General features: G+C 47.3%; 13 protein-coding genes. 4 read left to right on the top strand and 9 right to left on the bottom strand.

Annotation, left to right across the window (positions count from 1 at the left end; all coding sequences use genetic code 11):
- Both K5677_RS03765 and K5677_RS03760 read right to left on the bottom strand, forming a co-directional pair.
- Positions 1 to 1,856, bottom strand: a 1,856-nt coding sequence (locus K5677_RS03765) for a carbohydrate binding domain-containing protein (protein WP_296724837.1), incomplete at its 3' end; no start/stop codon positions are given.
- A 207-nt stretch (positions 1,857 to 2,063) separates the two neighbouring features.
- On the bottom strand, positions 2,064 to 5,123 hold the full coding sequence (locus K5677_RS03760) for a glycoside hydrolase family 9 protein (protein WP_296724836.1): 3,060 nt from the start codon (positions 5,121 to 5,123) through the stop codon (positions 2,064 to 2,066).
- A gap of 198 nt (positions 5,124 to 5,321) precedes the next feature.
- On the opposite strand from K5677_RS03760, the gene K5677_RS03755 reads away from it, so the two are divergent.
- The 3 genes from K5677_RS03755 to K5677_RS03745 all read left to right on the top strand — a co-directional run bounded on the left by K5677_RS03755 (position 5,322) and on the right by K5677_RS03745 (position 11,938).
- Positions 5,322 to 6,425 (top strand): metallophosphoesterase, encoded by a 1,104-nt coding sequence (locus K5677_RS03755; protein WP_296724834.1) that lies wholly within the window; start codon positions 5,322 to 5,324, stop codon positions 6,423 to 6,425.
- A 171-nt stretch (positions 6,426 to 6,596) separates the two neighbouring features.
- Positions 6,597 to 9,143: an alpha/beta hydrolase-fold protein gene (locus K5677_RS03750; protein WP_296724831.1), complete on the top strand. Its 2,547-nt coding sequence runs from the start codon at positions 6,597 to 6,599 to the stop codon at positions 9,141 to 9,143.
- Between the two features lie 191 nt (positions 9,144 to 9,334).
- On the top strand, positions 9,335 to 11,938 hold the full coding sequence (locus K5677_RS03745) for an EAL domain-containing protein (RefSeq protein ID WP_296724829.1): 2,604 nt from the start codon (positions 9,335 to 9,337) through the stop codon (positions 11,936 to 11,938).
- An 80-nt stretch (positions 11,939 to 12,018) separates the two neighbouring features.
- On the opposite strand, the gene K5677_RS03740 is transcribed toward K5677_RS03745, so the two are convergent.
- From K5677_RS03740 to K5677_RS03715, 6 genes are read right to left on the bottom strand one after another with little or no spacing between them, the layout of a single operon-like run.
- Complete coding sequence (locus K5677_RS03740; RefSeq protein WP_296724827.1) at positions 12,019 to 17,583, bottom strand: hypothetical protein; 5,565 nt, start codon at positions 17,581 to 17,583, stop codon at positions 12,019 to 12,021.
- Positions 17,580 to 18,518, bottom strand: coding sequence for a hypothetical protein (locus K5677_RS03735; protein ID WP_296724825.1), 939 nt, complete (start codon positions 18,516 to 18,518; stop codon positions 17,580 to 17,582). The genes K5677_RS03740 and K5677_RS03735 overlap by 4 nt, the downstream gene beginning before the upstream one ends.
- Positions 18,515 to 18,910 carry a hypothetical protein gene (locus K5677_RS03730; RefSeq protein ID WP_296724822.1) on the bottom strand — a complete coding sequence of 132 codons (396 nt, stop codon included), beginning with the start codon at positions 18,908 to 18,910 and terminating at the stop codon, positions 18,515 to 18,517. Before K5677_RS03730 ends, K5677_RS03735 begins: the two co-directional genes overlap by 4 nt.
- A 15-nt stretch (positions 18,911 to 18,925) precedes the next feature.
- Positions 18,926 to 20,629 carry a serine/threonine-protein kinase gene (locus tag K5677_RS03725; RefSeq protein ID WP_296724820.1) on the bottom strand — a complete coding sequence of 568 codons (1,704 nt, stop codon included), beginning with the start codon at positions 20,627 to 20,629 and terminating at the stop codon, positions 18,926 to 18,928.
- Positions 20,630 to 20,645: 16 nt separating this feature from the next.
- Positions 20,646 to 21,425, bottom strand: coding sequence for a serine/threonine-protein phosphatase (locus K5677_RS03720; protein WP_296724817.1), 780 nt, complete (start codon positions 21,423 to 21,425; stop codon positions 20,646 to 20,648).
- Positions 21,426 to 21,437: 12 nt separating this feature from the next.
- A complete protein-coding gene (locus tag K5677_RS03715) occupies positions 21,438 to 22,781 on the bottom strand; it encodes an FHA domain-containing protein (protein WP_296724814.1) in 1,344 nt (447 codons plus the stop codon).
- A 249-nt stretch (positions 22,782 to 23,030) separates the two neighbouring features.
- Between K5677_RS03715 and K5677_RS03710 the strand changes: the two genes are divergently transcribed.
- The gene (locus K5677_RS03710; protein ID WP_296724812.1) at positions 23,031 to 23,537 is read left to right on the top strand and encodes a GNAT family N-acetyltransferase; all 507 of its coding nucleotides are present in this window, start codon (positions 23,031 to 23,033) and stop codon (positions 23,535 to 23,537) included.
- A gap of 45 nt (positions 23,538 to 23,582) precedes the next feature.
- Here K5677_RS03710 and K5677_RS03705 read toward each other — a convergent pair whose 3' ends face one another.
- Positions 23,583 to 23,846: a hypothetical protein gene (locus K5677_RS03705; protein ID WP_296724811.1), complete on the bottom strand. Its 264-nt coding sequence runs from the start codon at positions 23,844 to 23,846 to the stop codon at positions 23,583 to 23,585.
- Positions 23,847 to 23,864: the final 18 nt, after the last annotated feature.

Raw genomic sequence — 23,864 nt, 5'->3', positions numbered from 1 at the left:
GTTGTAGTAGTTGTAGTAACAACAGGACCGTCGATCTTTACGCCAGCCTTGGCAACGATAGCCTCGTCAATGCTGAAATCACTTGTTCCCTCTTCCGTCTCAACATAGAGGATATATCCCGAGCCCTCGGGAAGCTTATAGTTCGGGTTTGCAAGCTGTACATACTCACCCGAGGAAACGCCCTCTGCGATATGCGCGTAAGCTGTCTCGCCCGATGAATCCTTATATTCAAGTGACAGCATCATGTTGCCTGAGCCCTTTGCCACTACGCTGAAGCTGTACTCGTTTCCACCCTTGAATGTGAGCGAATCGAGAGTTTTGGCTGCACCATGCCATGCACTGCTTCTGTCAGCTACTGTCAGCGCCTTGTTGCCCTTATACGCTGTACCGCCTGTGTTTACGGAAGCTCCGCCGCGGCTCTCCCAGCTGCCGTTATCATTCTCAAATGTATCGTGATAGTAATAGCCGTTGGAATCAGGCTCGATAGGTTCAGGAGGAGTAGGATCTCCGCCGCCCTGGAAGCCCTTGCCGTCGCTTACAAGGCTTACCACGAATGTGGAAACGCTGTTTGCAGGGAGCTGTGCGCTGAATGATGAACCGCTGAAATCAGGACTTGATGTCTTTGTGATATTCTCGTTTGCAGAAGTTCTGTATCGCGTTACGTCTGTAATGGTTCTTCCGCTGAAATTGAACTGCTGTACAGGTGCATTGCTGCCCTTATTGATAGCAACTACTGTTGCCTGTGTATCGCTGTGCTTGTATGCTGATACGAGGATATTGCTGTCAGGCTGCTCTGTAGCGTCGATACGAACATCTCCGGGACGTACCCACTTGGAGAACTGAGCCATTGCATAACCACGCTTTGAGATCTTTCCCGAATCCCACATCGGGCTGTACTGACGACGGATATACCACCATACATAAGCGTTCATGTTTCCGACAACCAGAGCATTGTGGATATTCTCAGCTACCTTTACGCCCTCCGGCCAACGGTCTGCTGAGTTTGCCTCACTGTTTGGAACGTATACCTCAGTCATCCATATTTCCTTGCCGCACTGTTCAAGCGCTGGGAAGTCCATCTGGCTGCGCTGTGTTCCGTAGAAGTGAGTACCGAACATATCACAGTTTGCCATTGCCTTTGAGTTATTGAGGATAGCATTGTAATAGCTCTTTCCGTACTGGAAGGTCTCAGGAGACATCATCTTTGTGGTAGTACCTGCTGTAACTGCCTTTCCGTAGTTAGCGAGGAAGTTTGCACAGCGGTCAGGAGACCAGTATGTCCACTCTCCCGAATAGTCAGGCTCATTCTGTACTGATATTGAATTGAGCTGAACGCCCTGACTGTTGCAGTACTTGATAAAGTCATTGAGGTGCTGAGCGTACTGAGCCTCAGCGCCGTTTTTAAGAACGTACTGACCGCCTGTAGGACCGCCCGAACCGTTCTGTCTCATTGAAGCAGGCGGATTCCACGGTGTTGCAAACACAGTTGCTCCAAGCTTCTGTGCTCTCTGAGCTGTCGGGATAGCGTTCTTCCATGCGTTCTTGTCATCGCTTACGAAGATACGCAGGATCGTCAGACCAAGCTCATTGTCGCCATTTCCGAATGCTGTCTGCACCTGTGCGGCTGTCATATCTCCCGGAGCTCCGTTCTGAGCGTTGTAGCTCTGCCATTCCGGGTGATTCATTCCGCCGAAGCCGCGGATCGTCTGATACTCTTTGTTTGTGTTGATGCTGCATGCACTGGCAGCGTCTGCCACCATTGGTACAGGTGCCGGGATCGATGATACTGTGCCTGCCAGCATCGCTCCCGCCATGACTGCTGATAATGCAGTCTTGAGTTTACGAGTGATATTCATTTTAATAACCCCCTGCAATCAAATTTTTTACAGTTGTACGAGTATAATAGTTTTATACTTTGTATATTTTACCATGAAATTTATCTTCCGTAAACTCAAAAAATATCACTAAGGTGGACAAAATGATGATATTGTGCTCATATCACACGCAAAAAAGTTGCATCTTTTGCACGATAGGAAATATTCTGTCGGATCTACAGAAGAATTTCACGGCAAATTTACGCTATATTCAGTCATTAGGAAATTGTCAGTTCCAATTGTCAGTTCCTTTATTTTACCGAGAAGGAACTCCTGTATGTACAGTGCGTCCTGAGTAGTAAGACCGCTGCCATACTGATAAACATCAGCATTAGCCCAGCCCAGCTCCGTCAGAGCGTTCTTGTCAGAACCTCCGAAGGCGTACTTGTTCGGATTAGCCATAGCCTGCATTATGAGGACCACGTCGCTCATGTCGATACTGCCGTCGCAGTTGGCATCACCGCTTTTCTCAGGCTTGCGGTAGCTGAAAGTAGTTGTTGAAACAGCCGTTGTCGTAGTTGTAGCTGTCGTTGTCATAGTTGTACCTGTCGTTGTCGTTGTAGTGATTATCGGTTTTCTATCAAATGTGTCATTGAAGAAAGCCATATTCCACGCAAATCCTGCCTGCCAGTCAAGAGCATGAGCATTTACCGACCATGCCTCAATGGAATCCGCATAGCATTTCTGAGGAGGTGTCTTGTCAGGATCAAGTCCCAGAGAGCGGACATAGTAGTCAGGCACCCATGTGTACGGACCGCCTGCCATGATCCCGTCTGGAGCCTTCGGCATGGTCTTGTCGATCTCATTGCACCAGTATTCGTCCACAGGATTGTTTACGTGATATGAGCCGTAGCCCGTTATATACGAGAAGCCCAGGGCATTTCTGCCGAAGATATAGTCCATAGCCTGCAAAGCGCCGTCAAGGTACTTCTTGTCCCCTGTTGCGTCGTAGGCATAAGCCATTATCATAGCATTGGTATTCACCGTGTTGTTTGAGCCGATATCATAGCCTTTTGTGTAAATATCACTTGGATATGTGTACGGATCAAGCCACTGAACAGACTTGTATGGCACACCCATAGCACCGTTCTTGGTGTCATTTTCAAAATCAAGATACTTATCCGCAGTAAGCTTCAGACTGGCTTCTATTTCCTTCCTGTCAGCTTCCGAAGTCTTGCCGCTGAGATAAAGCGAAAGCGTTCCGCAGCCGATCTTATTGTTTCTGTCAAATGAAGAGAACAAGCCATATGACTCTTCCTTAGGAAGATAATTCGGAACTCCGAAAGCCCAGCACTGATTATCATTGCTGCCGCCTATTACGCCCGTATACTTCTTCAGGTAGTTATAGTAAGCTTCATCGCCTGTAGTTGCAAAAAGCTCACAGGCTGCCCAGTAAGCATCGTCATCAATGTCACCGTTGTGAGAATCTGCATCATGGTATGACACATATGAACCATACCGCGTATCATAGCTGGTTTCGTCTTTTTTCTCCGTATGCTCAGCCCTGTAATAGGAAATAGCCTCCCATGACCTTTTTGCATGGTCAAGGCATTCCTTAGCGAAATCATCGTCTATGCCCTCCCACAGACGTGCAGCCTGAGCTGCACAGGCTATCATACTGTATGTAGCTCTGTATGAAGGGGGATTTATGACACGCGGCGGCTTCTCATATGAGATATAATCATAATTAATATACGGATTATAGCAGATCTCTCTTACCTGATCGTAAACAAAGCCTGCATATTCCTCGCCGAACAATTCGTCCTTGTCAGGATCGACGATCATTCTGAACATGAATTCCAGCTCATATCTCGCCTCATCGAGAATATCTGGAGTATTTGTGCAGATTATCTCCTTTCCGCCCGACAGCTTATAATCGGGTGGTATCTTCATGGTATTACCGTCTGCCCATTTGCTGTCAGAACCGCGTTTTTTCGACATTTCATACATATTCTGGAGCATCCAGAGCGCAGTTCCGCCGCTTGTAATGCTCTTGCTGTAATTATCGGCGTCATACCAGCCGCCTGAAACGTCAAGAGGAACCTTTTTATTAACATCATTCAAGTAAGCAGACCTTATGATATAATCGTTATACCACCTCGGCTGAACGTAAGCTATATCGGAATTATCATGTCCCTTATGCATGAGTGCGTTCTTATCACCCGATGTTATACTCTCAGGCACTATATCAACGCCAGAGCGCTTCTGATAGTAATAATTCAGTGCATTTGTAAGCACACCGTCGTAAATATCATCGCCAATTCTGAACTCATGGCTGACATTTCTCCTGCCCACGTCCTTATCTTCAACGATAACAGCATATGTACCCGGAGTTTTCACTTCTGAAAAGTCGATTATCTGGCAGTACTCACCTGCTGCTTCATCAAATCCTACAGGCACGGTAGTACCCTTGAACACAGGCTCGCCGTCCTTATCGACCACCTTGAACTCCATAGCAGCTTTTTCCTCAGATGTCGCATAGGTAGCCTTCTTTTCGGCATTCGGGAAATATCCCAGCTGATTTACGCGCACATTGTTTTTCGCCTTGATAATGCCCAGTTCATTGCTTTCAGGCCAGCCGCAGCCGCCCACCTGAGCCTCATCGCCGCAGGTCAGACAGTCTATGGACATATCATCGAACCATATCTCATCGCCCTCCATAGCATTTCCTACATACTTTGTTCCCTTTGCATACTGGAAAGTCCACTGACAGCCCTCAAGATCCTTAGTAGGCTTGAATATGCCCTCAAAGGTCTGCCATTCTGTGGTGAGCTTGACAGGAGCCGCAGGCCATTGACCGTCCATAGCAGGTCCCATGTGCATTCCGGCTTTTTCGTCCTCCATGCTGCGTCCGTCCAGCTCAAAATACTCCTCATCTGCGGACATATTCCCGATATATGAGCACAGCTCCATACCTTGTCTTTTGGCTTTGACCTTAAAGCTGACCTTGTACTCATGACCTGCCTTGAAATTAAGGTATCTGTGTCTGAATGCAAGGTCCCATTTTTCCCTGTCACCGCCCTCAGGCACAAGTATAGAAATATGCGCCGTTCCGTCCTTTATATCAAAGGTCTGTTTTGCAGGACTCTGCTCTACCACCTGCCACGGCAGAAGCTTTTCTTCAAAGCTTGTCTCGCCGAGGACCTGAACGGCAGAAGCCTGCATAGGAGCAAGCACTGCGATGGCTGATGCTGCGGTCATTGTCATAGACATAATGCCTGCGATAAGTTTTTTTGTTTTTTTGTTCATTGGATAGCCCTCCCTTTATCTAAGCCAATATTCTACACTTATTATACATGATTTTCCAACGGCAGTCAAGGGTTTTAGGCTATATTCACAAATAAATACACCTGTGTTCACATTTCTGCAATTGACACTGACCTCATTATCAAGTATAATATTTGTATAGCAAAAAACAGTTGTATAGAAAAAACAGGAGGAAAAACTATGACAATGTGGCTTATCATCTTAGCTGCGGTTCTCGCTGCATTTGCGGCAGGAACAGCCTATCTGACGATCGCAGTGGGACGATTCGGCTTGATAAAAAAGCTTTCAGGCGGCAGAAAATGGCTGAAGGGACTTATCTCCCTCGGCATAATAGCAATAGTATTTGCAGCACTGGTGCTCCTCACCTCAGTCACAAACGCCATAATCATAGTGCTGAGTACGCTCATGTTCTTCCTGATATACGGACTTATCTTCCGTATCATCAAGGCAGTACGCAAAAAGGAATTCACCTGCAACTGGGCAGGCTGGCTATCTCTTGTATCCTCTGCGGTTTATCTTGCCATAGGATATTACCTCTGCTTTCATGTCTGGCAGACTGATTACACCCTTTCCACCGACAAAAATATCCCTCATTTACGCATAGCTCTTATAGCAGACTCTCACATGGGCACTACCTTTGACGGCGAGGGCTTCGCCAAGCAGTTAGACCGCATTATGGAACAAAAACCCGATATGCTGCTCATTGCAGGAGACTTTGTGGACGACAGCACGAACCGCGAGGATATGCTCACCGCCTGCAGTGCTCTCGGAAAGCTAAAGCTTGACCGCGGCGCCTTTTACTGCTACGGCAACCACGACAAGAGCTACTACGGCAGCGAGCACCGCGGCTTCTCGGCGGAAGACCTTGCCGCAGAGCTTGAAAAAAACGGAGTCCGTGTGCTTGAGGATTCGGTTTACTCCGACGGAAATATCACCCTTATCGGCAGACGCGACAACGGTGAAGGAAAACGCAAGGAAATATCCGAGCTCATGAAAGCCGTCCCTGCGGAAAGCTACACCATAGTCCTTGACCATCAGCCCACCGACTATGATAACGAAGCCGCAGCAAATGCCGACCTTGTAGTCTCGGGACACACCCACGGCGGACAGCTGTTTCCCGTCACCTATGTGGGAGAGTGGTTCAGCATCAACGACGCAACATATGGTCATGAACGGCGAAAAAACACCGATTTTATTGTAACCTCAGGCATTTCCGACTGGGAAATTCTATTTAAAACGGGCACAAAATCCGAATACGTAATAATAGATATTGAGCGATTTTAATGACCTTTTTTGCAAACAAAAGGCCATTTTTATACCTCGGGTGGATTTTTTATCAGTGCAAAAATTAATCTACTGTTCATAATTAGTAAACTCCGCAAGATTTGAGTTGACAAGTGCTGTAAAATATGGTACAAATTATACATATAGATATATTTGCAAGGAGGAATGTAAATGAAAAAATCCATACCCACACTTATGGCAGCCATGCTCGCCCTCTCATCTGCGAGTGCCCTGCCCCTCTCAGCCGCAGAATCCGACTACATGCTCCACAGCACCTTTGAAGAAGGCACCGACAAATGGAGCGGCAGAGGCTCTGCATCAGTAAAGACCGTCTCTGGCGTTTCACGCTCAGGTGAATACTCTCTCTTCACCAGCGGACGCGAAAGCTCATGGAACGGTGCTACAGTCGCTCTCGGCTCCGACTTCAAGGCAGGTCAGGACTATGCATTCAGCGCCTATGTCATGACCGAAGCAGAGGATTCAGTGACATTCTATCTGACGTTACAGTGCAATGACGGGGGAACTGCCAGCTATCCAAAAATCACCGAAGTCACCGCCAAAAAAGGAGAATGGGCTCACCTTGAAGCAAGCAGCTTCACAATTCCATCAGGTGCTACCGACATACAGCTTTACATCGAGACCGAGGAAAGCAAATGCAGCTTCTATGTTGACGAGGTCGCAGCAGCTCCAAGCGGCACCACATTTGACGAGCCCTCTGCTCCCGTAAAGATGAACAAGGGCGACATCAACTACGACGGACGCATCGACTCCTTTGATGTTATCCTTGCCCGCAAGGGACTCATCAACGGAATCACCGATAAAAAAGCTCTCAAGGCTGCCGACGCCGACAGCAACGGCGTTTACGAGCTTGCAGATGCAGTCCTCATTATGAGGTTCGTATGCGGCAAGATAACCGAATTTCCTGTTGTTGAGCCTGTTGTTGTACCCGGACAGCAGAAATACACCACCGAGGAGCTCACCGAAAAGATACAGGGCGAGCTTGTAAACAATGAGCCTTCAAGCTCACATCAGGAGAAGCAGGGCGTCAAGTACGGTACTATCAAGAAGGAGAACTACTTCTCCAAGAAGGCAAACAAGCAGAAGCCATACAATATCCTGCTTCCTGCCGACTATGACGAGAGCAAGAAATATCCGGTTCTCTACGTTCTCCACGGCTTCTTCGAGAACGAGGACCGTATGATAACCAAGGGCAACGGCACAATGTACACCCGTCAGATAGTGGGCAATGCTATCGCTGAGGGCGCAGCCAAGGACATGATTGTAGTATGCCCGTTCATATTCACAAGTCCCACAATGAACGACGCTACAGGCTTCGGTGACGCAGGCTCTGTACAGGGCTACAATAACTTTGTCGATGACATCGTTGACAGCCTCATGCCTCATATCGAGGAGAAGTACAGCGTTGCAACAGGCAGAGAGAACACAGCCGTAACAGGCTTCTCAATGGGCGGTATGGAATCCCTCATGATAGGCATGAAGCACGGCGACAAGTTCGGCTATGTAGGCGCTATCTGCCCTGCACCGGGCGGTTCGGGCGCATTCAAGTGGAACTCACCCGACGAACAGCCATATCTCCTGATGATAACAGGCGGTACTCAGGACGACGTTGTAGGACTTAATACTCCCGAGGGCTACCACAATAACTTCAACAAGAACAGCGTACCTCACGTATGGCACGTTGTTCAGGGCGGTCACCACGGCGACGACTCTATCCACTCTCACCTCTACAGCTTCGTAAGAGGCGTATTCCAGGCAACTGACGGCGGAACAGCTTCAACCAATCCGACTAATCAGACAACCACAACACGTTCTAATCCAACTTCAATCGCAACTACCACAACAAAAACTTCTGCCCCCACAGGTCAGCAGAAGTACACAATGGAGGAGCTCACAAAGATAGTTCAGAACGCACTTGTAAACAACGAACCAAGCGATTCGCACAACAAGAAGCAGGGCGTTCAGTACGGAACTATCAAGAAAGAGACCTACTTCTCCAAAAAGGCTAACAAGAACAAGCCCTACAATATCCTGCTCCCTGCAAACTATGACGAGAGCAAGAAGTACCCTGTCCTCTATCTGCTCCACGGCTTCTTCGAGAACGAGAACCGCATGATAACACAGGGCAACGGACAGATGTACACACAGCAGATAATCGGCAATGCTATCGCCGAGGGTGCAGCTAAGGATATGATAGTAGTAGTTCCATTCGTATTCACCAGTGCAACCATGAATGACGCCACAGGCTTTGCAGACCAGGGCTCAAATCAGGGCTATGACAACTTCGTTGACGACATCGTTGACAGCCTTATGCCACATATCGAAAGCAAGTACAGCGTAGCCACAGGCAGAGAGAATACTGCTGTAACAGGATTCTCAATGGGCGGACGCGAATCTCTCCAGATAGGCATGAAATACGGCAGCAAGTTCGGCTATGTGGGAGCTATCTGCCCGGCACCGGGCGCATCAGGCTCATGGAAGTGGAACAGCGCCTCTGAGACACCTTATCTCGTAATGATAACAGGCGGTACTCAGGACGACGTTGTAGGACTTAATACTCCCGAGGGCTACCATAACAACTTTAACAAAAACAGCGTACCTCACGTATGGCACGTTGTCCAGAACGGTCACCACGGCGACGACTCTATCCACTCTCACCTCTACTGCTTTGTAAGAGGCATATTCCAGGCAACTGAGTGAACTCTTCGTTCCCCTTTATAATCGCCGATGATCAAACGGCATCGGCAGCATCGCGTTCCGCATTATGTGGAACGCGATTTTTGTTCGTCATAATGCACATTTAATATATAATTCATTGACAAAATAGAGCAATAATGTTATAATAAATATAGTTAATCTTCCTATTCAAACCCAAAGGGGGGATATGTATAATGGATAAACAGGGAATCTTTGACAACATAGCCGAAAGTCTGGCTCGAAGCTACGATATCATCTACTATATCAACGCTGAGAACGGCAGTTACACTCGCTTCACCAGCGCAAAAATATACGGTGACGACCACATAAAAGAGGACGGAAAGAACTTTTTCAGCGATGCCCAGAGAAACGCCGAAAAGATAATCGCTCCAAAGGACATTGAAAGAGTAAAATTCAAGCTGAAAAAGGAAAGCATTATTTCTGCCCTTGAAATAAAAAAGCTCTACTCATTTGATTATACCCTGCTCATTGACGGTGAACCGCGTTTTGCACGAGCAACCGTGTCATGGGCACGAGACAGACTGCACCTTATAGTCGGCGTAGAGGATACCGTTGAGGAAATACGCCGCGAAACTGCACTTACCAACGTGCTCAGTCTTGCAAACGAGGTCACAAGGCGCGACGAGCTGACAGGCATCAAGAACAAGACAGCCTTTGACGAGCTTGCCAAGGCCATACAGGAAAACATCAACAACGGTCTTGTGTATCTTCCCTTTGCCCTTATAATCTGCGACGTCGGCGGTATAACACAGCTTAACGAGAGCTTTTCGTCTGCGGCAGGCGACGGTCATATCATCGCCTCCTGCAAGCTCATCTGCAATATCTTCACCCACAGCCCTGTTTTCAGGATCGATGGCGACAAATTCGCTGTTTTACTCAGAGGAATAGACTACGAGAACAGAAACGCCCTCTTTGAGGATCTGCATGAGCAGGTGGTTGACAATATCAAATGCAAGGACGGTCCTGTTCTCGCAGCAGGCATGGCGGTTTTCAACAGCGATGAGGACAATAGCTTCACATCTGTTTTTGAACGTGCCGAGAATCTGATGTACAAGGACAAAAAAGCAATAAAGAGCGGTGAAGCAGGCAAGTCTTCAATCGAATACATTAACGGTGACATATCTATTCCCCTTGACCGCAAGGAAAAGCTCGAAAGGCTGTTCAATGCTATTTCAATATTCGCAGAGGGCACCTTTGTATATCTCTGCGATATGCGCTATGATTATTCACGCTGGTCAAAGAAGGCAGTTGACCTCTTTGGTCTGCCAAGCGAATACATGGTCAATGCGGCAAAGATATGGGACAGCCATATCCACCCCGAGGACGTCGATACATACCGCGAGGGTATCGAGGCTATCTTTTCGGGCAAAACAAATTCCCACGATATGCAGTACAGAGCCCGCAAGATAAACGGCGAATACGACGTATGCACCTGCCGCGGCACAGTTCTTTACAGTCCCAAGGGTATACCAGAATATTTCTGCGGAACTATCCGCAACCACAGCATACAGGGACACATCGACACCCTTACAGGACTCCAGAACCAGTACGGCTTCTTTGAGGATATCGAAGCAAAGATACTGAAAAACGAGCCCTTCAAGGTAGTAATGGTTGGTCTTGCAAAATTCTCAGAGATAAACGACGTATACGGCTATCATTTCGGCAACCTTGTATTGCAGAAATACGGCAGATATCTCTATGAGAACGTAGGCAACTACGGCACAGTATACCGCCTTGACGGCACAAAATTCGCTATCCTTACATCTCTGCGCAGCTTAGATGAGATAAAGTTCAAGTACAATGAAATGCGGCACTATTTCCGCAACGATTTTTTCATTGACGACGAGCTTATCATACTTGACACCAATGCAGGACTTCTCAACGTTGATAACTTCAATATCGATCCTCAGACCGTCTATGCCTGTCTGAATTATGCCTACGGTGAGTCAAAGCTCCGCAGGCAGGGCGACATGGTGGAATTCGGCAGCAGAGCAAACGAGGACAAGAAGCACCGCACAGAAGTTCTCCACGTTATCCGCTCCTCGATCATGCAGGATTTTCATGGCTTCTTCCTGCTGTATCAGCCTGTAGTTGACGCGCTCACCGAAAAGGTCACAGGCGCCGAAGCTCTTCTCAGGTGGAAAAACGAGGAATACGGCATGGTACCGCCTGACAGCTTCATACCCGTCCTTGAAAAGGATCCTATCTTCTTCGAGCTGGGACAGTGGATACTCAGAACTGCTCTCATAGGCGCAAAGAGGCTGAGGGAAAAATACCCCAGCTTCATCATAAACGTCAACCTTTCCTACAATCAGCTTGAAAAGCCCAACTTCGTTGACATGGTGCTTTCAGCTCTTGCCGATACCAATTATCCGCCCGAGGCTCTCTGCCTTGAGATAACCGAGCGGTGCAGGCTTCTCGACATGGACCTGCTTAAAAACGTCATAGTAAATCTCCGCGGCAGAGGCATAAAAATGGCTCTTGACGACTTCGGAACAGGCTTCTCATCTGTCGGCTTGGTAAAGAGCCTGCCATTCGACATAATAAAGCTTGACCGCAGTCTCGTTATGAATATAGAGGAAAGTCCAAAGGAGCGTCAGCTGGTATCGGCTCTTTCCAATATGATGCGCAGCTTCAGTACCACCGTATGTGTAGAGGGTATAGAGACCGCAGAAATGAGGAATATACTGCTCAATTATCAGGTAGACTGCTTACAGGGTTATTATTATTCAAAGCCTATACCAATAGATGATTTCTTAGACAAATTTGATGCTTAATCGGTCAGCTGATGACCAAAAGCTTCATTATCTGCATAAAAAAGTGCCGCAGGGATTATCCCTGCGGCTGTTTTTATTATTTACAGAAGTCTGTGTTTACGCTTTCTGATAAGGAACGCAGCTGCACCTCCGAGAAGCACGATACCGCCGCAAACAAACTTGAACCATGTCTTATGAGCAAGGATTCGCACAGCGTTTGTGGTAACAAGAATATTCTTGTAGGAATATTCTATCTCATTGCCTGCCATATCTGTGAGAACGACCTTTACATTCTGGGCGTGTTTAGCATTTCTGACGGTAAATTCAAGATACTCATCGTCGATATATCTCGACCTTATCTCCTTATCGTCAACAAACACCTTTGCACCCTTTAGCATGATATTGTCTGATACTGACATCTTGGCATCAAGTCTTTCACCCCTGTATGCACTGTTTTCAGAGAGATTCAGCGGTATGCACAGAGGCTGCGTAGTATCCACGCAGAATTCAAGATAGGAATTCTTCTTTTCAGAAGTGCTGACGTTGATATTTCCTGCCTCATCAACAGAGTGAATGGAAACGGTATATCTTCCGTCATTCTCAAAATTCTTTGCATAGATTATGTACTTGTACTCAGACCACTCATCATCACCGCCTGTGTACTCAACCTTATAGTCAACATTGTCCTTCAGAACAGCCATTTCCGAGTCCTTAGTGATATAGACGCTGTATGGCTCTGAGTGCTTATTAGCGTTGACCTCAGAGATAACGATGTCCTGAGCCTTTGAGATATACTTTCCGACGATGCTTCCTGTTCCCTCGTCCAGCATAAATGTTGAGCCGTATCTGTTTACCGAGAAGCGGAAGTCCTTCTCCACCTTATTTGAAGCATTGTCCTTCGCACTTGCCTTAATGGTGTAGATGTCATCAAAGTCCGCCTTATCGGGGATATTATTGAATACATACTCATAGCCGTCAGCACTTTCGCGGAGCTCTCCCTCAAAATCAAGAGAGCGTCCTCTGTTAGCGCCTTCGAGCTTTATCTTTATGCTGTCCTTGTCAAGATTCACATCGTTGAACTGGATATGCGGTCTTATTTCCTTTTTGTTATTAGCCGCATTCACATCGCTTACAGAGATCTTCGGCGACTGACTGTCGATACAGAACTTGGCATTATAGGCTTCAAGAGTATTTCCAGCCTTGTCCTTACCCGTGATATTTACGGTATACTCGCCGTCCTTTTCAAACTTTACAGTGGATACATAATCGTTTCCCGACTTTACCCACTCTGAAGCCTTCGGGAATTCCTCAGCGCTGTTGTTGTAAGTACCCGTCATGACAACTCGTGAGGGCTCGAAATTCTGGTCTGATATTCTGAATGTAGCCATAGTAGGCTCGTTATAGAAGTGCTCATTGGCTATCTTCTTATCAAAGCCTATATTCATAGCAGGAGCAGTCCTGTCGATGACGAATTCGCCCGAATCATAGGACTTAGCCTCTCTGCCTGCCATATCCTTGAAGCTTGCGGTAAGTCTGTAGGTGCCATCGTCATCGAATGGTATATTCGCCTGATATACAGCGCTGTCAGTACCCTCTGTACCGTTTATCAGCCTCCATTCAAGCTCTCTTCTGCTGTTGTTTACTCTTATATCAGCGAGCGCCTTGTCGAAGTTTCTCTCATTTATGGTAATGACAGCTCTTCTTGTGCTCTTGTATATCTGCTTGAACTCATTGTCTGCCGAGCCGCTTGCGTCGGTAAAGGCAACATTCATAACAGGATCGGTCTTGTCTATGCTGTAGCTCCTTGATACAGCCTTATCCTCCGCAGGATTGCCTGCTTTATCATTGAAGGTCACATAAACGCTGTCGCCGTTGGAGTTTCCTGTAAGCTTGACTTTTGTAGCGATCTCCCTGACGGTATTCAGGTCTCTGCTGCTGTCGTCAGCCTCCCAGCTTTCGATGCCGCTGCCTGATATTTCTCCCATATCGTTTACGGTGAGACGCCTGTCAAATTCGCCTGATGCGGATATGCGTATATCCCTGATACCCGAGAAATTCTCCCTAACGCGGATATCTGCGTCTATATCGTCGGAATAGAGCGGCAAGCCCTTTCCGTCCTTGAAGCTTGTGGGCGGAAGCTCCAGTGTTACACTTGCATTAGCCCTGTGATCCTCGTCCTTTTCAACCATGAACAGTGCAGTTTCGAATACCTCCGATTCTCTGCCCATGCGGCTGAGAGCGCTCAGACGCATATAGCCCCTGAACATCTGAGGAACAACTACCTCCCACTGATCGGTATCGCCTGTTCTGCGTATCTCGGGCACAACGGCACTCGGTGTACCATCGCTGTTTACAAGAACAGCCTTGATACTGCCGATACCTGCGCCGGGACCGTTTTCGTTTACGGAAACGCGGACAACCGCCTGCTCCCTTGCAAAATATACATAGCCGTATCGCTGGTCACGTCTGAGAGAAGTATCCTCTGCGTCAGCGGCATTTACACTTGGCACAGAAAGGTCTATCCAGACCTCAGTCTCGCTTATGGAGCTTTCATTTCCCGCAAGGTCCTCAGCTCTGAGCTCGACTCTTACAGCACCATTATCCCTGCTGAATTCGCCCAGCTCGGCAGCAACGGAATTATCCGTGCTGTTCACAAGCCTTGCCCTGAATCTGTCCTGATCCTGTACAGGCTCCAGTACGATCCCGTACTTTCCGCTGCTGAGAGCTCCGCGGTCGATACCGCTGTTCATATCGGCATTTACTGTACACTCGCTGCCGTTTATCCTGAACTTCAGTTCCTTGATACCCGAGCATATTTCTGTATTCGGGTCTTCAGCGGCAACAGCTATCCTCACATCGGAATAAGCCTTGTACCATTCCCTGCCGTCGCCCTCGAATACATAGCGTTTTTCGCTGTCCGAAGCATTCTTTACCGAGCAGGTGGGAGCAGTATCGTCAATTATGATATTAAAGCCGCCGTACTTGCTGTCGCTGCTCTTTATGGTAACAGGGTTGCCTACACTGTCTATAGCGTAGATAGTTATACAGGTCTTGATATTGACGTTTTTAATGGCGCTCTCAACGATACGGAAGATATATTTTCCGTCTTTCAGCGTCATATTTTCGCCTTCACCGGTCTCATCACCCAAGTATATCTTCACATCGCTGATGCCCGAGCCGTCAACAGATGACTGTACATCGCTGAGGACCGCGCTTATAGTGCTGCCTGCCTTCAGGACGTGAGCCTCCTTGCCGTCTTCGTCGGTTATCACCTCATCGTCTGTGATAGTTATCTTGTTATCCGCAACAGCCGGCGGAGCGCCGTCTATCTTTACTCTTACGTGCTTTCTGTCAGAGCTGTCATAGCTTGAATTATTGCTGTCGTCAAGAGCAAATACCCTGAGCCATTCGTCTATCATCTCGCTTGCGTGAGCAGCCTCTGCCTTTACGGAAACAACAAATTCTCCGCTTTCCTTGTCATAGGTAAGCACAGGGACGCACTTTGAAGTCCTTATGGGAGCTTCCTGAGCAGACTTATATTCAGCCACGGCACCTGTATACTTGTCACGCAGCCTTTTCAGCTCATCTATCCTGTTGGTGTCGGGCTCTTCCTTTTCCTCCTCAGCGTTTATCTCAGCATTGTAATATTTGCTGATATCTTCAATAAGAGACGCAGAGTGCTCCCTGAGGAGCTGACGGTAATAGCTGTCACAGTTGAGCTGGTCACTGTATCTGCTGTCGAAATCGGCAAGTCTCAGCTTTGAAAGCACAGACACAGCCGAATCAAACTTCTCTCTCATGCCGGGAGTTTCCACATAGCCCTTTATCTTGGCTGTATCTCCCCAGCCGCTTGCAGGTCTGTCGAATCTGTAGTCTCCCACAACAACAGAGCATATCTCGCTGCTGTTTTCGGTCTCTTTATTTATGTAATTATTGTAGATGTCTAATATCTCGCCCTCTTCAAAGGTAAGGTCATCCTTTTCCTCGACGGGGCATTTTTCATTATCGGTTATCCTCATGGCAAAGGACATACCTTCCCTGCCAGCCCACCGGTCGGAATTCTCTCCTCTTGTAAAATCCACTTTGGGAGCTGTCTTGTCGCTGTAGAAGCAGATCACCCCGTCCAGACCGTCTCTTAAAACGTTGTCGCCTGTCTGGCTGATGATATTCTTTACGATATACAGGGCAGACTTAGGGCTGTTCGCAAGATTTTCCGAAAACTCCCTTGACGAGCCGCCGATAACGAACTTTTTGTGCTCAACAGTATCCGTATTTCTTCTGTATACGTCATAAAGCACCGTACTTCCGTCAAACAGCGAGGTAAAGTCCATAAGCTTTACCAGAGCGTCAGAAGAGCTTATGGTATAGCACCTGTCATTCCTCTCGAAAAGGTCTGCTTCGGGCTGGAAAATATACATATTCTCGCTGTCTGCAAGCTTCCTGTAGACAAGCTGTATCTCTCCGCAGTCAAACTTGTAGTCCAGCTTCTTTTCTCTGATGTCATTGGTCAGGTCGTCATATACACCGGTAAGCGACTTCTCGGGCTCGCCTCCGTAGGTATAGCTGCTGAGGCAGCAGCCGTCGCCTGCAAGGTAGGGTATTTTCAGTTCAAAATCATGGCTGTCCGCTTTCTGAACAACAGGTATCTCGTATCTCCTCGAATACTGTTCATCGCCCTCACCGAATACTGCTACAGCAGAAACAGTGCGGTCAACGCCCTGTATAGATATGCTGCAGTCATGCCTGTATCTGAACTTATCGCTCAGCGTCAGTGTTGAGCAGTTGAACCATTCATCAAAAAGCTCTATGACCTCTCCGCCGTATTCACAGTTCACAAAGAGCGCCTGCTTATTCGGGCAATAGACAGATAGCCTGTTTATGTCCTTCCATTTGAACCTGCTGAGAGATGTAGGCTCGCCGTCAAACCTGACTTCAAAGACATTTCTGTCAATGCTGAGGTCAAAGGTCTTTGGCGATACGGTATAATGAGTCTCGTCTATGACAAGCTCATAGCCGTCATTGTAATAATTTTCTGTCCTTATATCAATAGGAGCCTCTGCGTCTATTTCTATAGACTGTCCTCCCGTACCGAGCTTATAGTATTCCGTAGGAGCTATCTCAAGTACAGTACCGCTTCTGACAAAGCCGTCCCTGAGCTCATAATGGGTGTCGCCTTCTCTGCCTGTCATGGTTATCTTGTCATCGTTATAATAACCATTCACCTTGTAATAGGTATTGAAAACAAAGGTATCATCAGCATCAGAGTCAAGCACAAGCTTGGTATCATCAGAAATGAATATATCGTTCCTGTTTATATGATGATAGCCGCTGATAGTTACGCTTCCCATGCCCGATTCAGGATTAAAGCTTGGATTTGTGCCCAATGTGCCGAATACCTGCATGAGAAGACTTTTGAACCTATCATCATCAAAGTCTGTGCCGTTTATGAATATGTTATATGTTACGGTCTCATATCCATTGTCGCCGTGATCAGGCGGAGTCGGAGCATTATCGCCCGGTATGCCTACATTTGCAGGCTTGGTGCCTGCCGCAGTCATGGCTGCTTCAGCGCCTGACGCAGACAAACTGCCTGCTGAATTTGCAGCAAAAGCAAGTGCCGCCACAAAAGCAAGCTTTCTTTTAAGATCAAATCTGCTGTTATTCACTTTGACCTTCCTCCTTTTCTGACTATAAAACAGGCTGCTCCCAGTGCGATGACTGCTGCGGCGATAGCAGGGATCAGCAGATGATTATTCTTGTGTTTTGATGTATCGGTCTCAGCTGAAGGCTCAGCGGTCACAGCCGAAACAGCAGTGGTCTCTGTCGAAGCTGTCACTCCTGAGGTTACCTTTGCGGAAGCTGTAGAAGCCGATGATGATGTGACCGTTGTCCTTGCTGTAGTAACAGCGGTTGTGGTCACTGTCAAAGCTGTAGTGGTTTCAATTTTACTTTCGTTTTCATCAGATGAGCTTTCTTTCTCCTGCGGTGCATTTCTGTCCGCTTCATCATCATGCCGCGGCGGAGCCTGCTCCTGCTGAGGCACTGTATCCCCGTCCTTTACGGTTATTGTGCCGCCTCTCAGCTCAGAGAAGCATTCAGCGCCGAAATATGCGTCAAAGTTGTTGTATGTCAGTATCATAGGTCCGTCGGTATATGGATAGAGTGAAATATCGTATCTTCCCACAGGAGTATCCTCGGCAAGCATCACTCTCACACAGCCTATCTCTCCGTCACCTGTAAAGCGCGACTTTGTCTTGGTAACAAAGCCCACCTTGCGCGTATTCTCCATATCCTCCTTATCCGTGATATGAACGCCCGACATCTCCTCGGCTCTTGTGACTGCCTCATAATCCTCGGCATAGCTGAGCCTGCTGTCAAGCTGTATGAGCATCTCAACGGAAACAAAGCCGCTGTTATTGCCAATACTGACAGGCACCTCTATAAGCCTTCCGCCTGTGAGGTCAGCCCTGTCTATCTCTGTATCACCTATGGAAAGCACTATTCCCGACGGTGCTTCATAGTCCCCCGCCGCATAAACAGCTCCTACAGGAGCAAAAGCGAGTGCAGCGGATATACCGCCGAAAACGACGCATTTTCTCATTTTCTTCTCCCGTTGTCTATTACATCTACATCTGCATTTATTACTACGATATTGCTTGTAATGATAAAGTCGCTCTCTGAGTTTTTGTTATTGCCGACTACCACAGTGCTGTCGATATTCTCCTCATCTTGTACGGGAGCAACTACCACTGTCCACGGACCGTCCTCGTCACTTTCGGGCGGAGCGGACAGCTCAGGATCGGTGCTTCTGAGACTGAGGTTTATGGTCGAGGCAGCCTTTAAAGGCTCAGGCGACATTTTTCTCACCTTTATGTCAGAGATCAGATTTGATATGACTCTGTACCTTATGGTCAGGATAAGTGCGGCGATAAAAAGAACTATGCCTATCCCGAGAAATATATGTGACAATATCTGCCAGTCATATGAATCCATTCCGCACCTTCCTCCTTACTCAGAGCCCTCTATGCTCTGTATTATCATATCATATGAGCCGAGGATATAATCCTTTGCTTCTGCGGCAGTACCGCTCTGGGGATTCATCTTTTCGGTCTTTTCCTTGATATTCCTGATGAATTTCTTCTGCTCGGCATAGCTTACGCCTGCCTTGAAAAACTCGTTAATATTGGTGTATTCGAGATTTGCAAGAGTCTTGTAGGTCTCGAGCACGATTATATCCGAATCTGCATTTTCCGTCTCGACAAGCTCGCTGAGCTCGTTCATGCTGCTCCAGAGGTCTGCGGAAATATCATTCCCGAGGAGCTCATTTTCCTTTTTGCGGCTCTGTGAGTAGAAATCACCGATAGCGCAGTAAACCCGTGCTATCTGATACTTCTTTGGATATTTATCCTTGAAGTTCTCTGTCTGAGCCTCCTTGAACCACTTAACGGCAGCTATCTTGCCTGATGTTCCCGTATTCTGGTTCATAAGGTCCTCGGCATTGCTGCCGTAGAAATAATAATACCAGTAGAGTATACCAAGTTCAAAGGCAACATTCTCATACCCCGGAGCCTTTTGCAGGACATTTACATTCTCGTTGATGAGCCTGCGTATCTGCTCCACCTCGTCAGCCGCAAAAACCTGGTCGCTCTTGTAGAGCTCGATGAGCTCAATATAGGCGTCCGCATATGAGCCGTCGGCGTGGATAACGTCCTCGAAAGCCGCAGCTCTCTCCTCGTATTCATTGGAGCTCTCGGCTATCTCAAGGAGTGTATTGAAGTCCTCGCTGTCCTTTTTGTGAGCCATTATGCCCGCGAAAAGGGATATTCCCAGTGAAAGAGCGGCGAGACCTGCAAGTATGCCCGTAACTCTGATATATGTATGATTCTCCGCCCTGTCAAGGTCTGCATAGAGCTCGTCACATGAGCGGTATCGCTTGTTCTTGTCGTCGTGTACGCATTTGCGGATTATCCTCACAAGTCCTGCGTTTGTGCCCTTGTCGAACACAAAGCGCTCAGCAGAGCTTACAAGCTTGCCCTTAACGGAAACGTTCATGGGCTTTCTGCCTGTTATCATGTGGAACATTGTAGCTCCGATATTGAAGATATCCGTCTTTTCGTCAAGCTCCTCCTTGCGGAACTGCTCAGGAGCGGCGTAAGCAGGGGTATACGCAAATGTACCCTCTCGCCTCTCAATAACAGAGCCGAAGTCAATGAATTTCAGCTTGCCGAATTTGTCGGGACGCTTGGAGTTTTCCATGTCCTCCTCTGTCCTTACGACCATTATATTATCAGGCTTCATATCGCTGTGTATCAGTCCGCACTTATGGATAAAGGAAATAACAGAACATATATCCTTTGCGTATTTCAGCACCATATTGTGTCGGAAGGGATAGTAAGCGAGAAGCTTTTCCATAGAGACACCGTCTATATAATCCTGAACGATATAGAGGGCGTCGGGCTTATTGTCGATTATCTCGATAATATTGGGAAAATAGGAATTCTTCACGTCCTTTTCGCAGAATTCCTTGATAAGCAGCGACTCCTGCCTTGCATTGTATGCGTCTGTGCCGTTGGTCTTTTTGACCTCCTTCACAGCTCGCTGGGCGTTATTGGCTTTGAGGTCAAGTGCGCGATAAACCACTGAGGTACCGCCTTTTCCTGCAATATTAACGATCTTGTACCTGTTTTCAAGCACAAAGCCTTCGTTAAGCAAACAAATCTCCTCGCTTTCAGCAGAGCTTGACCATAAGGGCAGTTATATTGTCCTTTTCTCCGCGCTTCATGACCTTATTTTTAAGACATTCCAGATTATAGGTTATCTTCTTCTCGTCCTTGTTGTTTGAGGGTGAGAGGTACTCCTGTATCTCATCGGCAGAGAGCTTCTTGCGGAAGCCGTCCGAGCAGAGCATATAACAGCTGCCTTCATCAATATTTGCTATGCTGTAGTCATATGAGGTATCCTCAAGACCTGCTCCGATACAGTTTGTAAGCTGGTTCTGTCTTGGATCGTTCTCAGCCATTTCCTCGGTGATAACACCGTTTCTGACCTCCTGTGCAACTATTGAATGGTCAGAGGTCATGAGCTTTATCTCCTCGTAGTCTATCCTGTACAGACGTGAGTCTCCCACATGAGCAATGAGGATATGTCTCATCTGAGGAATGACCAGCAGTGAGGTAAAGGTAGTAGCCATATCCGAGTTTTTCTTCTCAGCATAGGCGTTGATATTGTCGCTGAGCTGGTGAAGGCGGTCATCAAGAGACTTGCGTATCTTCAGTATGGAAGCGCCGCTGCTCATGAGCTCTGAAAAGTCATTGGTAAACCACTCATTTATGCGCTTGCAGACATAGCCGCTTGCCTTTTCTCCGCCCGAGAGTCCACCCACTCCGTCACATACAGCTCCGAAGAATATCTCGTCATCCTTATACTTAGCGGTGACAATAAACAGAGAGTCCTGATTTATCTTTCTCACCGCCCCCTCGGTAGTAACATAGGAAAAAACGTATTTCATAAAAGATCACCGTTAATTTTCTTCAAAGAATGTAAATGGTATGCCGTGATACAGGAAATTACAGCCCGAGAATATGCTTTCTCTGCTGCCCTCGGCAATATCGCTTCCCTCAACGGAAAGTGAACTGCATGAGATATTCTCGATGTAGATACTGTGTCTGTCGCGGCTGTTTTCACGTCCGATAACTATACCCGAGATCTCCGAGCAGGTAAAGGGATAAACGAAGATCGGCACCTTTTCGTTGCTGGAGGAATTGACGAGATATGCGATATTCTTTGACTTGCTGTTCTTGCTGTCGGACTTCTTGCGGTTTGCGCTTTCCCCTACGACGACAGTGGCGCTGTCAATTGAATTCACAGTGAACACATAGGGGATATTATAGATGTAGATAACATCGCCGCTGTTCAGCTTCTCCTTGATGACACGCTGACTGTTCTCGGCAAAATTATTGAGGAAGGTACCGTTTGAGGAATCCTTATCCTCGATGTAGAATGTGCCGTTTTCAAAGGTTATGACCGCATGGAGCTTTGACACCGTGCCCTTATCCGTAAGAGCAAGGTCGTTGTCGGCTTTTCTGCCTATAGTGAAAGGGAAATGGTCAATGGCAAATTCCCTGTTATTCTCATCTTTAAGGTAAGCAGGGCACTCTGCTTTTTTGCCGCTGCTTACAACTATTGTATGGTCAGCGTCAGCTTCGGCACCCACAGCCGCAGTCTTGCTGCTGTCGGCAGGAGTGGGCTTGCCCTCCTCGGCAGCTATCTGCGAGGGAGTGCCAAGTGTGACTTCAAGCACCTCATGGAGCAGATTGTACAGATGATTATGTGTAAGAACGCTGCTCTTCTTTGTCTTGAGATAGTCATTGAGGAAGAAAACATACTTCTGCATGACTCCCTGATCTGTAACCGTGATATTTGCGTATTTGTGGAGCTTTGCAAGGAACTTCACCACGTTGGCGCACTTGTAATCCCTGCTCAGCATCGGAAGAAATGCAACGCCTATCTTTTTCTTCTGCACGTCATAATATACGTGTTTCGGATCTGTCAGCACAAGATGATCGTAATCAAGATTATTATCGTTGGCGACCTCCATCACCCTCTGTATCTGGCGTATAAGCTCGAAATACTTCTCCTGAGTAAGATTCTGCTTGACGTACTCCGCCAGTGACGTCATATTGCTTACCTTATATTTAAGAAGGTTCTTTGAACCTGTCTTTTCCCAGCTCACTGTGAGAAAGCCCTTATTTCTGTTTCTGTTGATAAACTTGAGCTGATCCTCACTGATCTGGACCTTCTTTTTTACCGCTGCCTGCATAAAGGTCTCGTTCTGATAAACTACCTTGATTGAAACACTTGCCATATCCTCACCTCTAAAAAAAATCCCATAAACATTCCGTTAAAACAGAACGCACAGCTATACGCTGCATATAAGCTAATTATATCATCTTATGCAAGATTTGTCAATAATTTGAATATTTTTTTGCCCGACCTCCCAAAATATATGTTACATTTTACACAATGTTCACATAAAAACAGAGGTCTGCCTTGTTTTTGACGAATTTATGATGTATAATGCATTGTATCATCAAAAACGCGAAAGGAGCTGCCTATGCTTTACCTGAAACCAGCCAATACAGACGACATCGAAAAAGAATACCTCTTCGTCCGTGACATACCCGAGGACGAAAACGGCTTCATCAACGAATATCACGGTATCAGCCGTGAGGACTTCGACAGCGCACTTGACATTATCATAGCAAATTCCGCAGGCGAGCGCCTTCCCGAGGGTTATGTACCTGCAACCACTTACTTTCTCTGGGACGATGACAAGATAATCGGCGAATTACAGCTCCGCCAGCATCTCTGTGAGTCACTTGTGAACGGCGCAGGGCATATCGGCTATTACATAGCCCCCGAGTACCGCAGAAAGGGCTATGGTACTCAGGGACTTGCAATGCTCCTTGAAAAAGCCTGTGAAACCGTTCCCGAGGAGGAGATATACCTGCGTGTCCAGCGGCAGAATACCGCATCACTCAGAGCAATGCTCAAAAACGGCTGCTATATCCACCATGAGGACGAGAACTCATATTTTGTACGGTTCCGCAAGGAGATATGATCCAGAATAAGTGCGGTAAATGGAGGCTGATAACGCCTCCATTTTTTATTCGGGATCAGGCGCGGGCTCTGTGGCAGGTGTGGGCTCATAGGGCTCGCCTGTGGTCTGGTTCACCCACTTTCCGTCACTGCCTAAGCCGTAAAATTCACCTGTGCTTATCTCCCACGCAAGCGACGCAGGCGAGAGCTTTCTGCCCTCGATACCGTCCTCTGTGGGCAGTTCTGTCCTGCTGTCTACGGCGAGCTCCGCAATAACAACGGATACTCCCTCTTCAAAGCTGACAAACTTTTCTTTCAGAATAACGATCATGTTATTTCTCCTTTCAAT

Source organism: Ruminococcus sp., assembly GCF_024684275.1.
This window is presented reverse-complemented; position numbering and strand designations above follow the sequence as displayed.

Coding starts and splice junctions, on each gene's coding strand:
- K5677_RS03735 (WP_296724825.1), bottom strand. CDS start 18,518: ATGAGAAAATGCGTCGTTTTCGGCGGTATATCCGCTGCACTCGCTTTT.
- K5677_RS03730 (WP_296724822.1), bottom strand. CDS start 18,910: ATGGATTCATATGACTGGCAGATATTGTCACATATATTTCTCGGGATA.
- K5677_RS03760 (WP_296724836.1), bottom strand. CDS start 5,123: ATGAACAAAAAAACAAAAAAACTTATCGCAGGCATTATGTCTATGACA.
- K5677_RS03720 (WP_296724817.1), bottom strand. CDS start 21,425: ATGAAATACGTTTTTTCCTATGTTACTACCGAGGGGGCGGTGAGAAAG.
- K5677_RS03705 (WP_296724811.1), bottom strand. CDS start 23,846: ATGATCGTTATTCTGAAAGAAAAGTTTGTCAGCTTTGAAGAGGGAGTA.
- K5677_RS03750 (WP_296724831.1), top strand. CDS start 6,597: ATGAAAAAATCCATACCCACACTTATGGCAGCCATGCTCGCCCTCTCA.
- K5677_RS03745 (WP_296724829.1), top strand. CDS start 9,335: ATGGATAAACAGGGAATCTTTGACAACATAGCCGAAAGTCTGGCTCGA.
- K5677_RS03715 (WP_296724814.1), bottom strand. CDS start 22,781: ATGGCAAGTGTTTCAATCAAGGTAGTTTATCAGAACGAGACCTTTATG.
- K5677_RS03755 (WP_296724834.1), top strand. CDS start 5,322: ATGACAATGTGGCTTATCATCTTAGCTGCGGTTCTCGCTGCATTTGCG.
- K5677_RS03710 (WP_296724812.1), top strand. CDS start 23,031: ATGCTTTACCTGAAACCAGCCAATACAGACGACATCGAAAAAGAATAC.